12 protein-coding genes are annotated in these 13,999 nt (G+C 57.7%); 4 read left to right on the top strand and 8 right to left on the bottom strand.

All coding sequences use genetic code 11. The features are described 5' to 3' along the window. The first annotated feature begins 3 nt into the window (after positions 1-3). The 4 genes from ACRZ96_RS09970 (at position 4) to pdeM (ending at position 5,137) form a co-directional block, all read left to right on the top strand. The gene (locus tag ACRZ96_RS09970; RefSeq protein WP_170404351.1) at positions 4-549 is read left to right on the top strand and encodes a prepilin peptidase; all 546 of its coding nucleotides are present in this window, start codon (positions 4-6) and stop codon (positions 547-549) included. A 116-nt stretch (positions 550-665) separates the two neighbouring features. Further along, the gene (locus ACRZ96_RS09965; protein ID WP_170397365.1) at positions 666-1,973 is read left to right on the top strand and encodes an ATPase; all 1,308 of its coding nucleotides are present in this window, start codon (positions 666-668) and stop codon (positions 1,971-1,973) included. A 49-nt stretch (positions 1,974-2,022) separates the two neighbouring features. After that, on the top strand, positions 2,023-4,434 hold the full coding sequence (locus ACRZ96_RS09960; protein ID WP_480814452.1) for a ligase-associated DNA damage response DEXH box helicase: 2,412 nt from the start codon (positions 2,023-2,025) through the stop codon (positions 4,432-4,434). Positions 4,435-4,474: 40 nt separating this feature from the next. Continuing rightward, on the top strand, positions 4,475-5,137 hold the full coding sequence (gene pdeM, locus ACRZ96_RS09955) for a ligase-associated DNA damage response endonuclease PdeM (protein ID WP_480705574.1): 663 nt from the start codon (positions 4,475-4,477) through the stop codon (positions 5,135-5,137). Between the two features lie 3 nt (positions 5,138-5,140). Here pdeM and ACRZ96_RS09950 read toward each other — a convergent pair whose 3' ends face one another. The 8 genes from ACRZ96_RS09950 to ybgF all read right to left on the bottom strand — a co-directional run bounded on the left by ACRZ96_RS09950 (position 5,141) and on the right by ybgF (position 13,995). Further along, positions 5,141-5,770: a LytTR family DNA-binding domain-containing protein gene (locus tag ACRZ96_RS09950; protein WP_480705576.1), complete on the bottom strand. Its 630-nt coding sequence runs from the start codon at positions 5,768-5,770 to the stop codon at positions 5,141-5,143. Positions 5,771-6,099: 329 nt separating this feature from the next. Next, on the bottom strand, positions 6,100-6,990 hold the full coding sequence (gene folD / locus ACRZ96_RS09945) for a bifunctional methylenetetrahydrofolate dehydrogenase/methenyltetrahydrofolate cyclohydrolase FolD (protein WP_170511402.1): 891 nt from the start codon (positions 6,988-6,990) through the stop codon (positions 6,100-6,102). Between the two features lie 53 nt (positions 6,991-7,043). Then, the gene (locus ACRZ96_RS09940; protein ID WP_170404363.1) at positions 7,044-7,349 is read right to left on the bottom strand and encodes a chorismate mutase; all 306 of its coding nucleotides are present in this window, start codon (positions 7,347-7,349) and stop codon (positions 7,044-7,046) included. 57 nt (positions 7,350-7,406) lie between these two features. After that, the gene (locus tag ACRZ96_RS09935; protein WP_170397376.1) at positions 7,407-9,083 is read right to left on the bottom strand and encodes a formate--tetrahydrofolate ligase; all 1,677 of its coding nucleotides are present in this window, start codon (positions 9,081-9,083) and stop codon (positions 7,407-7,409) included. 166 nt (positions 9,084-9,249) lie between these two features. Beyond that, positions 9,250-9,825 carry an MOSC domain-containing protein gene (locus ACRZ96_RS09930; RefSeq protein WP_170404368.1) on the bottom strand — a complete coding sequence of 192 codons (576 nt, stop codon included), beginning with the start codon at positions 9,823-9,825 and terminating at the stop codon, positions 9,250-9,252. Positions 9,826-9,920: 95 nt separating this feature from the next. Further along, complete coding sequence (gene ftsH, locus ACRZ96_RS09925) at positions 9,921-11,837, bottom strand: ATP-dependent zinc metalloprotease FtsH (protein ID WP_170424311.1); 1,917 nt, start codon at positions 11,835-11,837, stop codon at positions 9,921-9,923. A gap of 77 nt (positions 11,838-11,914) precedes the next feature. Further along, positions 11,915-13,168, bottom strand: coding sequence for a tRNA lysidine(34) synthetase TilS (gene tilS / locus ACRZ96_RS09920; protein ID WP_480705579.1), 1,254 nt, complete (start codon positions 13,166-13,168; stop codon positions 11,915-11,917). Continuing rightward, on the bottom strand, positions 13,165-13,995 hold the full coding sequence (gene ybgF / locus ACRZ96_RS09915; protein WP_170404791.1) for a tol-pal system protein YbgF: 831 nt from the start codon (positions 13,993-13,995) through the stop codon (positions 13,165-13,167). Before ybgF ends, tilS begins: the two co-directional genes overlap by 4 nt. Positions 13,996-13,999 lie beyond the last annotated feature (4 nt).

Raw genomic sequence — 13,999 nt, 5'->3', positions numbered from 1 at the left:
TCCATGATCATACCAGCGGCAGCGGCGGCGTGGTTTCTACCTTTTGTTCTGCCGATCTGTTTCTACGTTGCCTTTACGGATATGCGTGAGATGCGGATCAAGAACCACGCTGTCGTCGCGCTGGCGGTTGTTTATCTCATCGTCGGGCTTATCGCATTGCCACCGTGGTCCGGTCCGTGGATCCCCGGCAACATCGGGCCGTTAACCCTGACCCTGCCTGTCTACGGATGGCAGCTGCTTCACATGGTTGTCGTTCTTGTTATCGGCATCGTGCTAAATGCAGCTGGTGTGATGGGGGCCGGAGACGCGAAGTTCTGTGCCGCAGCCGCAGCGTTTGTCTGGGTCGGTGACCTGATGTGGGTCATGGTGATTCTGACGGCAACTCTGCTGGGAGCGTTCTTTGCCCACCGGTTGGCGAAATACACCCGGCTGCGCCAGATCGCACCACATTGGGAAAGCTGGGATCGCGGCAAACAGTTCCCTATGGGTCTGACGCTGGCTGGCAGCCTCGTTGTTTATTTGATTTTGGGCATAATCCACGGATCGTGAACAATCATCAGCGCGCCTTGCCCGCGCCTTTGTCCTGCCACAAATCCGCGCCAAATTCTTCCAAAGCGGCCCCGCAAGGGCCTTTTGCGTGATTTTTGGATGGACGAGCCCCGCTCATGAATATGCAGACCTCCTCTGTGATTGCCCCCCCCGCCCCTAAAGGCCTGGGAGAAATGCAACTTCCGCTGGTGATGATGCGGGACATTCTGTTGAAGACCGTCTTTCGCAAGAACGTGGATACGGTCAGCGAAATCGCGGGTGCCATCTGTCTGCCCGGGTCCGTGACACAGGAATTAGTTGATATCGCACGCGAGCAGAAACTGCTTGAAGCGACCGGGACTCTGAACGCCAACTCCGGCAATGAAATGGGCTATCAGCTGACCGATGCAGGCAAGGCCCGGGCGCTGGACGCGTTGAGCCAGTCTGAGTATTTCGGCGCGATGCCCGTGCCGCTCGATGTTTACCGCGAGCAGGTCAAGCGCCAGTCGATCCGCAACATTCAAGTCACCCGCGACCAGCTAACCGGCGCGATGGGCCATCTTGTTCTGCCCGACAGCCTGCTGGATCATCTGGGCCCGGCGGTCAGCGCCGGTCGCTCAATTCTGATGTATGGCCCTCCGGGCAATGGTAAATCCTCGATCTCGAACGGCATTCGTGATGCTTTGGGGGACAACGTCTATGTTCCGCGTGCAATCGAATATGCCGGTCAGGTGATTACGGTCTACGACCCGATCGTGCACACCGCGATCGAGCAAGAAGAGGACGATCCCAACAGTCTGCGCCGTCGCAAGCGGTTCGACACTCGCTATGTTCAATGCGAACGTCCCACCGTTGTGACTGGTGGTGAACTGTCACTGAGCATGCTGGATTTGGTCTACAACCCCACTGCGCGTACTTATCAGGCGCCTCTGCAGCTGAAATCCACCGGCGGCATCTTCATCGTGGACGACCTTGGACGTCAGGCAGAGCCCCCTCAGGCCCTGATCAACCGCTGGATTGTTCCGCTTGAAGAAAGCAAGGATATCCTTGGCCTGCAATCGGGTGAGAAGTTCGAAGTACCATTCGACACGCTGGTTATTTTTTCGACCAACTTCCACCCGAATGAGATTTTCGACCAAGCGGCCCTGCGCCGGATTTTCTTCAAGATCAAAATCGACGGCCCGAACCAAGAGAACTTCCTGAAGATCTTTGCCATGGTCGCCCGCAAGCGCGGTATGCCACTAGACGAGGCGGCGCTAGTGCATTTGCTGAAGGTCAAATACCCGACCATTAACAACATCTACGCAAACTATCAGCCGATCTTCCTGATCGACCAGATGATCTCAATCTGCGAGTTTGAGGGTATCCCGTATCAGATGAGTCCGGACCTGATCGACCGAGCCTGGGCCAACATGTTCGTGAAGGAAGAAAAGATCATTCACTGATCCCCTTGTCCTGGTTTCCATGGCCTGAGGGCTGCGCTAGGTTTGCCGGATGGTGCAGATTCCCCCGGCAATCCAAAACTGGTTTTCGAACAAAGGCTGGTCGATTCATCCGCATCAGCAGGAAATGTTTGAGCGGGCGAATGATCCCGCGACCCTTCTTATCGCTCCAACTGGTGGCGGCAAAACCATGGCCGGTTTTCTGCCTTCCTTGGCCGAGTTGGCGCAGGGGCAGCATGACGGATTGCACACGCTTTATGTGTCTCCTCTCAAGGCGCTGGCAGCGGATATCAGGCGCAATCTGCGCGTTCCCGTCGAGGAAATCGGCCTGCCAATTCGGATCGAAGATCGCACCGGCGACACATCGGCCACGCAGAAGAAACGCCAGCGCGCCGATCCTCCACATATCCTGCTGACCACGCCCGAAAGTCTGGCGTTACTTACTTCATACGAAGATGCTCCGCGCATGTTTGCTGGGGTCCAGCGCATTGTTGTCGACGAAATACATGCACTTGCAGAAAGCAAACGGGGTGATCAATTGATGCTGGCGCTCGCACGATTGCAGACACTCTGCCCCAATCTGCGCCGCGTAGGCTTGTCCGCCACGGTTGAAGACCCCGAAGGCATCGCACGATTTCTAGCCCGCAATCCCGATCCTTGCCGAGTTATTCAGGCTTATCCCGGCCCTGACCCCGATATCTCGATGCTGCAAACACAAGAGATGCCGCCATGGTCGGGCGGTGGCGCAGCCTATTCCATCCCCGCTGTGATGGAGCAGATCAAAAAGCACAAGACGACACTTATCTTTCACAATACTCGGGCGCAGGCCGAGATTTTCTTTCACAACCTCTGGCTCGCCAACGACGACGCTCTGCCCATCGGCATTCACCACGGCAGCCTGGATCGGCAACAACGCGAACGGGTCGAGGCTGCGATGGTCAGGGGTGATCTGAGGGCAATTGTCTGCACCGGCAGCCTCGATCTGGGGATCGACTGGGGCGATGTGGATCTGGTGATCCAGATCGGCGCGCCGAAGAACGTCAAGCGGCTGGTGCAGCGGATCGGGCGCGCAAATCACCGCTACAATGCCCCTTCCAAAGCTATTCTCGTCCCAGCCAACCGGTTCGAAGTGGTCGAATGTGTTGCTGCACTGGAAGCTGTGCAAGAACATGATCTGGATGGCGACCCCCGCGGGCCAGGACCCAGGGACGTTTTGTGCCAGCATATTCTGATCGCCGCCGCAGCGGGACCGTTTGATGCAGATGCACTCTACGCCGAAATGACGGCTGCCGGGCCTTATGCGCAGATCACCCGTGCTGAATTCGATGCCTGTTTGGAATTCTGCGCCACCGGTGGATATGCCCTGCGAGCCTATGATCGGTGGCAGAGGCTACAGCAGCGCCCGGATGGAGCCTGGCAATTGCGCGACCCGAGGGCGGCACAACGTATCCGCATGAACCTTGGCACGATTCAGGACACCGACACGCTGAAGGTTCGGCTTAAGCGCAATCGCGGGGGCAAGCCACTGGGTGAGGTAGAGGAGGGATTCGCGGCCTCGCTAACCCCTGGTGATACCTTCCTGATCGGTGGTCAGATCGTCCGCTATGAGGGTCTGCGAGAGATGGTGGTCGAAGTCAGCCGCCGCGCTGACCGCAAGCCCAAGATCGCGACCTTTTCGGGTACTAAGTTCGCCACGTCCACCCAGCTGAGCGACCGAATCCTACGGATGTTCGCACAGCCGGATTGGCCTCAACTGCCCGGACATACTGCCGAATGGCTGGGTCTTCAGCGCGAGATATCACGCCTGCCGCAAAGTGACCGCCTGTTGATTGAGAGCTTCCCTGACAGGGGGCGCGAGCATATATGCGTCTACGGATTTGCCGGCCGCAATGCGCAACAGACGCTGGGCTTGCTGTTGACCAAACGCATGGAGGAAACCGGCCTTGCGCCGCTGGGATTTGTAGCCACTGACTATGCCACCTTAATCTGGGGGCTGGATGCGGTGACCGATCCGCGCCCACTATTTCAGTTGGACGCGCTACGAGAAGGATTGGAGACTTGGCTGGCGGGTAACGCCGTGATGAAACGCACATTTCGTGCTTCGGCCACAATCGCGGGGTTGATCGAACGCAACACTGGTGGGCAGCGCAAGAGTGGTCGGCAGGCGACATTTTCGTCAGATATCCTCTACGACACCTTGCTGAAATACGATCCTGAACATCTGCTGATGCAAATCACCCGCGAAGAGGCCATGCGCGGGTTGGTCGATTTCGGACGGATCGAAGCCATGGTCGCCCGGATCGGAGACCGGATTGACCTGCTGCGGCTAGACCGCGTCTCACCCCTGGCGGCGCCTCTGTTCCTCGAAGTTGGCAAAGTCCCCGTCAAGGGTGAAGGCGAGGAACGCCTGCTTGCGGAAGAAAGTGCCCGGTTACTGCAGGCCGCCGGATTGCAACCGGCATAAACCACTTGCGCAATCCGCAAAATCGTATGAAGAACGGATCATGAACAAGATCGCGTTTTCATTTGCTGGCCAAGACCTGACTGCGCTTGGGTCGGGCGCACTATGGTGGCCGGAACAGGGCTTGCTCTGTGTTTCCGATCTGCATTTAGGAAAATCCGAACGGATCGCCCGCAGGGGCGGCCCGACCTTGCCGCCGTATGACAGCCGCGAAACATTGACCCGATTGGCAAGTGATCTTGCCCGTACCGGTGCCACGAAGGTCATCTGTTTGGGGGACAGCTTTGACGATCTCGATGCCTCGGGCGCGTTGGCTGCTGAGGATAGGCAACAGATCACCGCAATGCAGGCTGGTCGACGTTGGATCTGGATCGAGGGGAACCATGACCCCGGCCCGGTAGAAATGGGCGGCACACATCTGTCCGAGTGGGCTTGCCACGATCTGATTTTTCGCCATATCGCCCAGCAAAACAGCGCAGGTGAAATCTCGGGCCACTACCACCCCAAAGTTAACCTGAATGCCCGAGGGCGCTCGATCACCCGCCCGGCTTTTTTGCTGGATCAATCACGTCTGATCCTTCCAGCTTATGGCGCTTACACTGGGGGGTTGCGCAGTTCAGCAGAGGCTCTGAGCGGGATCATGGCGCCGGATGCGCGGGCAATTCTGACCGGTGCGCAACCTCAACTCATCCCGATGCCCAGATAGGTTCTAGAGCAACCCGTCGTCCACGAGCTGTTGCTTGTATTTCCTGCTGACAGGAACCAGATCGCCGTTGCTGAGGTGCAAAAAGGATTTTCCCTTTTCTTTTTCGACCCCAACAATCGCTGTATCCACGACCCAGTGTGAACGGTGCGTACAATGGCCGTGTACCGGCTCCATCTCGGCAATCGCGTCGGTAAAGCGCGAGCGGATTGTAAACGTGCCATCGGACGTGACCACGTCGACATAGTGATCGCGCACGGTCAACCGATAAACCTGCCCCTCGAACTTGGCAGGCAAACGATTGAAAAGACGTGGTCTGGGTTCGTATAGCGGTGCTGCGGTTTCTTCCCGCTGACGCACCAGCAAAAGTCCGGTGGCGAAGAGAAGACCATAAGGGGCGACTTTCAATATGCCCGGTGCCATCAATCCATTCAGCGTGAACAGAATCCAGGTCAGCAACCACAGTGATGGTGCAAACAATGTCAGGATCAACAGGACGAAGGCAAAATCACGGACCAGCAATCCGGATCGATTTAGCCGTTCGCGTACCAGCTTTCCAGCCGACCAAGTCGCTGCAAGCGCGAGCAGCATAACACCTGTCCAGAACACCATCCGCTGACTGAATGGCAGTGTCATATCCCGAAAGGGGGCAAAGGAATACGCCAATAAAGGAATAAAAACGAGGCCCGCCACTACCCGTTGAAGGCTTATTAACGAGAAGATCGGACTCAGCTTCATCATACCAGGTAACGCACCCCGCCAAAGGTAAAACCATGAAACACGAACAGACAGGATTATAACCCCTTAAACGGCTGGAATAGAAGGATTATCACCGACCGACGCTAGGTCAAGTCAAGATGTAGTTATATAAATATCCTAATCTAATGAAAAAGGCCGGAGAGCTTTTCGCTCTCCGGCCAATTCAATCATGGAGGTTGCGCCCGGATTGAACAGCGAGGCTGCTATTAAGCAGTCAGACCTTCGGGTTCAGGCAAGCCGTTTGCGCGGCAAGCCGCGGTGAGCGTGTTCGCAAGGAGGCAGGCGATCGTCATAGGGCCAACTCCACCGGGAACAGGGGTAATCGCACCAGCGCGTTCTGCCGCAGTGGCGTAGTCAACGTCGCCAACCAGCTTGTTCTTGCCGTCGCGTTCGATCCGGTTGATGCCGACATCGATCACAGTTGCGCCTTCCTTGATCCAGTCACCCGGAACCATCTCGGGGCGACCAACTGCGGCGACCACAATATCAGCACGGCGTACAACATCGGGAAGATCTTTGGTGCGGCTATGCGCGATGGTCACGGTGCAGCTGTCGCCCAGAAGCAACTGCGCCATCGGCTTACCCACGATGTTCGACCGACCGATCACTACAGCATCCATGCCGGACAAAGAGCCGTGGTGATCGCGCAACATCATCAGACAGCCCAGCGGAGTGCACGGCACCATTGACTTCTGACCTGTTCCCAGCAGGCCCACATTCGAGATGTGGAACCCGTCCACATCCTTTGCCGGATCGATCGAGTTGATCACCAGATCTTCGTTCAGATGCTTGGGCAGCGGCAGTTGCACCAGAATGCCGTGCACCGCAGGGTCATTGTTCAGTTTGTCAATCAGCGCAAGCAGGTCCTCTTCGGAGGTCTCTGCATCCAGCTTGTGCTCGTACGAGTTCATGCCGACCTCGACGGTCATCTTGCCCTTAGAACGGACATAGACCTGGCTGGCCGGGTCTTCGCCCACCAGAACCACCGCCAGACCCGGGGTGATGCCGTTCTCTTCTTTCAGCTTTGCAACCTGGTCAGCCACCTGCGCGCGCACTTTGGCGGCAAAGGCCTTTCCGTCGATAACCTGCGCTACCATTCTTTGATCCCTTCTTTCACAAAACGGATCGGGCGCACTAGGCGCCCGTTTCTTCAGTCTGGGCCGAGCACGCGTTCTTCGCGGGCAATCGACCAATCAATCAGTATACGCCAGAGCTTTTCGGCAAGATCGGGGTCCATACCCAACTCATCCGAGCTCTTGCGGACGCGCTGCACCACATCTTCGACACGTTCCGGGATGCGGGCTGGCAGGCCCTCGCCGGGTTTCAGCTGCGACGCGCGGTCGATATAGGTTGCGCGCGTTACCAGCAATCCAATCAATTGGCGGTCCAGCTTGTCGATCTGAGGCCGCAATTCCTGCATCGAATGACAGTCTTGCGGAGGTATCAGAGTGGGCATTTTGGTCTCCTGCGGCCCGGGGATATCCCCGGACCACGAGATGTCTTATTTGAGCGCTTAGAACAAGCCCTCGATCTCACCTGCGTCGTTAAGGCAGATGGTTTCGGCGGCCGGTTTGCGCGGCAGACCGGGCATGGTCATGATCTCACCGCAGACAACGACGATGAAACCGGCACCAGCGGAAAGGCGAACCTCACGCACCGGAACCGAGTGTCCGGTAGGCGCGCCGCGCAGGGTTGGGTCGGTCGAGAACGAATACTGGGTTTTCGCCATGCAGACCGGCAGATTGCCATAGCCTGCTTCTTCCCATTCGCGCAGCTGGTTGCGGATCTTGTTGTCGGCCAGAACTTCGTCGGCGCGATAGATACGCTTGGCGATGGTTTCGATCTTCTCGAACAGCGACATGTCGTCTGGGTAGATCGGTGAGAAGTTCGCGGCACCATTTTCGACGATTTCGACAACTTTTTCGGCCAGAGGCGCAGAGCCATCCGAACCCAGCTCCCAGTGACGCGACAGGATTGCCTCAACACCATGCTCGCCGCAGTAGTCCTTGACCGCCTGAACTTCGTCATCGGTGTCGGTGACGAAGTGGTTGATCGCGACGACAACCGGAACACCGAAGGATTTGACGTTTTCGATGTGGCGACCCAGGTTGGCACAACCTGACTTCACAGCGTCAACGTTTTCCGCACCCAAGTCAGCCTTGGCCACTCCGCCATTCATTTTCATCGCGCGCACGGTGGCCACCAGCACCACTGCCGACGGAGCAATACCCGCCTTGCGGCACTTAATGTTCATGAACTTCTCGGCACCGAGGTCAGCACCAAAGCCCGCTTCGGTGACAACATAGTCGGCCACTTTCAGAGCGGTTTTGGTTGCGATGACTGAGTTACAGCCGTGCGCGATGTTCGCGAACGGGCCGCCGTGGACGAAGGCCGGGTTGTTTTCCAGCGTCTGCACCAGGTTCGGCTGCATAGCGTCTTTCAGCAGAACGGTCATAGCGCCTTCTGCCTTGATGTCGCGGCAGTAAACCGGGGTCTTGTCGCGGCGGTAAGCAACGATGATATCGCCCAGACGCTTTTCCAGATCTTTCAAGTCGTTTGCCAAGCAGAGGATTGCCATGACTTCGGACGCCACAGTGATGTCAAAACCTGCCTCACGCGGGAAACCATTCGACACGCCGCCCAGAGACGCCGTGATCTGACGCAGAGCACGGTCATTCATGTCGACGACGCGGCGCCATGCAACGCGGCGTGTGTCGATTTCTTGCTCGTTGCCCCAATAGATGTGGTTATCGATCATCGCCGACAGCAGCGAGTGGGCCGAGGTGATGGCGTGGAAGTCACCTGTGAAGTGCAGGTTCATCTCTTCCATCGGAACAACCTGCGCGTAACCGCCACCCGCGGCGCCGCCCTTCATGCCGAAGTTCGGGCCAAGCGAAGCTTCGCGGATACAGATCATCGCGTTCTTTCCGATGCGGTTCAAGCCGTCGCCCAGACCTACTGTGGTGGTGGTCTTGCCTTCACCTGCGGGGGTTGGGTTGATCGCGGTCACCAGGATCAGCTTGCCGTCTTCGCGGTCCTGTACCGAGTTGATGAAGTCCTGGCTGACTTTGGCCTTGTCATGGCCGTAAGGCAGCAGATCATCGCTGGAGATACCCAGCTTCGCGCCGATTTCCTGAATCGGCTTTTTGTTCGCCTCGCGGGCAATCTCAATGTCGGATTTGTAGCTCATTGGGCAGGGTCCCTGATTGAATTCCGTGCAAAACCGACGCACGGGCGTCGGCGCTGCGCAACATATACTGATGTACACAACACTGATGGCTAAGGATTCCGACATTTTCATGCCGCGAAACGGCGTTGCGAGAAATCGTAATGCGCAAATCGGAAACGGATTGAACCTATGGGTTCCAAAGGGGCTGATCCGGCACAAACAATTGCATCTTGTCGCCGCGTTTCAGAGCCCCCGGGCGTTCGACCCAAGCCGTTATCCCGCGTCGCCCTTTGGCCGCAGGTTTGAATGCCGCCCCGTATCCAGTGTGATCCGCCTCGATCTCACGGCCCGGAAGAACGCAGGGGGCATTTTCCATGTCCACAGTGATCGTTAAACCGCTCTCGGCCTGCAACCGCGAAGATGGAGGGATATGAGAGAAATCGGGAATGCCCTTCAGGACAATCGAAGCCCCAAGGTAAGACGGATCAAGCGTTGCCAACTCCATCTCAGCCGCAATATCACCCAATTCCTCTGCCGACAGCACTGACAGTTGCCGCACATTCCGGATCTCGGTGCCCTTTGGATAGAGATTCGCTACCCGAACACAGGACGCCCTATTGAGCCCCTGATGCCGTTCCCCCTGAACGCCATCGAAGCTCAGGTCCAAAACATTGACAGGCTTGGCCCGCAAAGACTGGCCTGCTGGCACATGGCCCAGCCATACTACCTCGGCCGAATATTCAGTTTCACATAAGAACGGCATGAGATGCCCCCATTCATCTGCAGGTTTGTAGGCATAATGCCCGGCAACGCCCTGATGAAAAGAGAAAACCCGGAGGCTGGCTCCGGGTTTTGCAATTATGCGGTGGGTTCTGGTTCCATCCCGCCATCTGGCGGCGATTTCTTGGACTTGGTCTTCGGGATGGCAGTTACGCTGGGAGCGTTGCCCTCATCGGGGCTGTCACCCTCATCATCGCTTTCGGTGGGCGGTTCGCCATTCATGACGCGCTTGATCTCATCGCCGGTCAGGGTCTCATACTCAAGCAGGCCTTGCGCCAGTCGCTCCCATTCCTCGTTCTTGTCGGTCAGGATCTTGTGCGCGCGTTCATAGCCTTGCTGGATCAGGCGCTTTACCTCTTCTTCGATCAGCTCTTTGGTATGAGCCGATACCGAGAACCCGGCGGTGTTGCCCTGATAGCCTTCATGCGCCTCGGCATAGTCGATGTTGCCGACCTTGTCCGACATGCCCCAGCGCATCACCATGGCGCGGGCCAACTGGCTGGCCTGCATGATATCGCCCGCAGGGCCGTTCGACACGTGATCTTCGCCGTATTTAATCACCTCGGCGGCCTTGCCTGCCATAGTCATGGCCAGCTTCTGCTCACACTCATCGCGGTGATAGTTCAGACGATCCATTTCGGGCAGTGACACAACCATACCCAGCGCACCACCGCGCGGAATGATGGTCGCCTTATAGACCGGATCGCACAGCGGCAGTTCCAGACCCACAACGGCATGGCCGGCCTCGTGATAGGCGGTTTTCTCCTTCTGGTCCTGCGTCAGCACCATCGAACGGCGCTCGGCCCCCATCATCACCTTGTCTTTGGCGTTTTCAAAGTCCTCCATGGTGACAAAGCGACGACCGACGCGAGCGGCCATCAATGCGGCCTCGTTCACGAGGTTCGCCAGATCAGCACCCGAAAAGCCCGGCGTGCCGCGCGCGATGATGCGCAGATCGACATCGGGACCCAGAGGCGTCTTGCGCGCGTGAACGCCCAGAATTTTTTCACGGCCTTTGATGTCGGGGTTGCCGACGGTCACGTTACGGTCAAACCGGCCCGGACGCAGCAGCGCGGGGTCCAGAACGTCCTTCCGGTTGGTGGCAGCCAGAATGATCACGCCTTCATTGGCCTCGAAACCGTCCATCTCAACCAGCAGCTGGTTGAGGGTCTGTTCGCGTTCGTCGTTTCCGCCGCCATAGCCAGCACCACGATGGCGCCCCACGGCGTCAATTTCGTCGATGAAGACGATACAAGGCGCGTTCTTCTTGGCTTGTTCGAACATGTCACGCACACGCGATGCACCAACACCAACGAACATTTCAACGAAATCGGAACCCGAGATCGTAAAGAACGGCACACCCGCCTCGCCCGCAATCGCACGGGCAAGCAGCGTCTTACCAGTGCCCGGAGGGCCAACCAGCAGCGCGCCTTTGGGAATCTTACCGCCCAAACGCGAAAATTTCTGCGGGTTGCGCAGGAATTCCACGATCTCTTCCAGCTCTTCCTTGGCCTCGTCGATGCCCGCAACGTCGTCGAACGTCACCCGGCCATGCTTTTCGGTCAGCATCTTGGCCTTGGACTTGCCAAAACCCATCGCGCCACCTTTGCCGCCACCCTGCATCCGGTTCATAAAATAGACCCAGACACCGATCAGCAGCAGGAAGGGCAGCAGCGTGATCAGGAACGACTGGAAACCCGATTGCTGCTGTTTTTCAGCACGTACGGGGATGTTCTTGTCGATCAGCAGCTTCGTCACCTCGGCATCGGTGGGTTTGATGGTGACAAAGTCCTGATTCTCATTCGTGCGATAGCGGATCTGTTCGCCATCCAGCGTGACGCTGGTGACGTCTCCGGCGTCCACGGCGCTGACGAATTCGGAATAGGTACGTTCATTGTTCTGAAGCGACCCGCTGGGTCCACTGAACAGGTTGAACAGTGCCAGGATCAGCAGAAACAGAACGACCCAGAAGGCGATGTTGCGAGCGTTGCCCAAGGAAAATCTCCCGAAAGGTTTCGGCAGGTGGGGACCTGCCGGGGTTGTTCCTTAAAATAGAGAGGATTGTGGCAGGTTCAATGAGATAAAATCACCGCATCGAAGTCGGACCTTTCTGGAAGCAGTTCGGCCCGCCATTCGTTTGCAAAACCGGCCAGAGGTGCAGCCAGTAGAGTGCCTTCGGCCCAGACCGAGGGCGTCGACAACACTGCAGCGCGAGGTTTGCCCACAGAGCGCCAGTTTTCCAGCTGCAATATACCATCCTCACCAAGCGCCCGGATTTCCGCAACTTCAGTTTTTGGCCCGGACATAATCCAACGCCTGTCCCAAGGTTCTGAGGCGCGCGCGAGCTGATTGCTGACGGCGTTTAGCTCTCTGCAAATCCAAGTTTTTTTGCCTTCCGGGATTAAAATGCATCCCCCCAGGGTGGCCGTCTGAGCAGACGAAATCGCATCCAGCACTTGATCCACCGCTTTGTGTCGCGGCGGGTATTCTCCCCCTGCGATCCATGAAACAGACGCGGTCACAAGCCGACGACGGATTTCTTCGGGCAGAGTTTCGAAACCTTCGCGATCAATGCAAAGATCGCCATCCGTCACCGTCATGCACCGGAAAGCGGATTCTTGCGCGTATTGCGCCAATGCTTCACGCGCTTGTGCCATATTTTCAGCGACCCGTGATAATGACCCTGCCGTGATCCCGATTTGATTTAATCCTAACAGGGCCTGGCGGGCTTTGATCCGGTCAAAACGAGGGTCCTGATTCGACGGATCATCAATCCACGAAATACCTTGCGCAGTCAGATATTCCCGAAGATCGGAGCGTGTCGTGGACAGCAATGGGCGCAGCAATGTGACCCGACCTTCTTTTCGCGATACAGCCATGGCCGAAAGCCCCGAAACGCCCGAAGCACGGGCCAGCCGCATCAGTACCGTTTCAGCCTGATCATCCTCCGTGTGGCCCAGCGCAACTGCCTCTAGGCCCTTCGATTCGGCCCACGCGACCAGCAACCGGTATCTCGCACGCCGCGCCTGATCCTGCAGATTTCCGGATCCATCCCACCCCTGCCATTTCAGCGTTTCATGAGGAATGCCTAAGCGCTGCGCCAGTGTCGCGACGGCCAAGGCCTCTGAGGCAGATTCAGCTCGCAGACCGTGATCAACGGTCGCCGCAAACAGCTCGATCTGCTCTTGTCGCGCGATATCAAACAGCAAATGCAACAGGGCGGTCGAATCGCTGCCCCCTGATACCGCCACCCCCAGCCGGCGCGGTGGTGGATCCGGCAGACCCGCCCGCAGATTTGCCCGAAGCGTATCGGCGTCAGAGGTCAAGAACAGCCCAGCGTTGCCATTTCCTGTGTGGCCGAAGCAGCTGGTGCCGATGCCGGAAACCGAACGCCAACTTCGCCGAGAGTTATGCAAGCCTGATCGGTTTGGCCCAGCTGTCCAAGCGCCGCGCCCAACTCAAACAACGCCTCGGGTGCCAGAGGCCCTTCGGAGTCGCCCGTGAAGCTGGCCAGAAAGGCGCGCGCCGCTTCGCGTGTATCGCCCACCCCTTTCAGCGCCTGCCCGCGCCGCAGGTTGGCTTGGCTCGCCAGCGGGCTGCCCGGATAGGACTGGTCGAATTGCGCAAACAGATCGGCCGCGGTCTGGAAATCTCCATCCACCAGGGCCTGCGAAGCGGCATCAAAATCCGCTTGTTCACCGACTGCAAGCTCACCCTGATCAGTGACCGTGGGTTGCGTAGGGTTGGGGGTGGGTGCCACAGCCACATCGGTCGATGTCTCACCACCCAGCGTTGAGGTTTCACCCAACGCGCTCAGATCACCGCCTTCAAGTTCAACCAGACGAAACTCCAAATCACCGATACGGTTGGTGCCATCGGTCACGACATTCTGCACCCTTTGGTTCAACTGCTCGGTCTGGCGTGTCAGGCGCTGCAATTCTGCCTCGATCGCATCAACGCGCTCAAGCACGGAACTGCCAGACAGGTTTGGCGCGGGGGACCCAGTGGTTGAAAACTCGCGCTTGAGACGCTGAATTTCCACATGCAGCACGGTTAATTCCTGACGGATATCCGCCAAAGTCTGCTGATCCTGTGCCTGTGCCATACCAGCGACGGTCACGACCGCCGCCAGAACCAAACCTGCAATTCGCATCATC

The sequence above is a fragment of the Ruegeria sp. CF1 genome, assembly GCF_056537445.1.
This window is presented reverse-complemented; position numbering and strand designations above follow the sequence as displayed.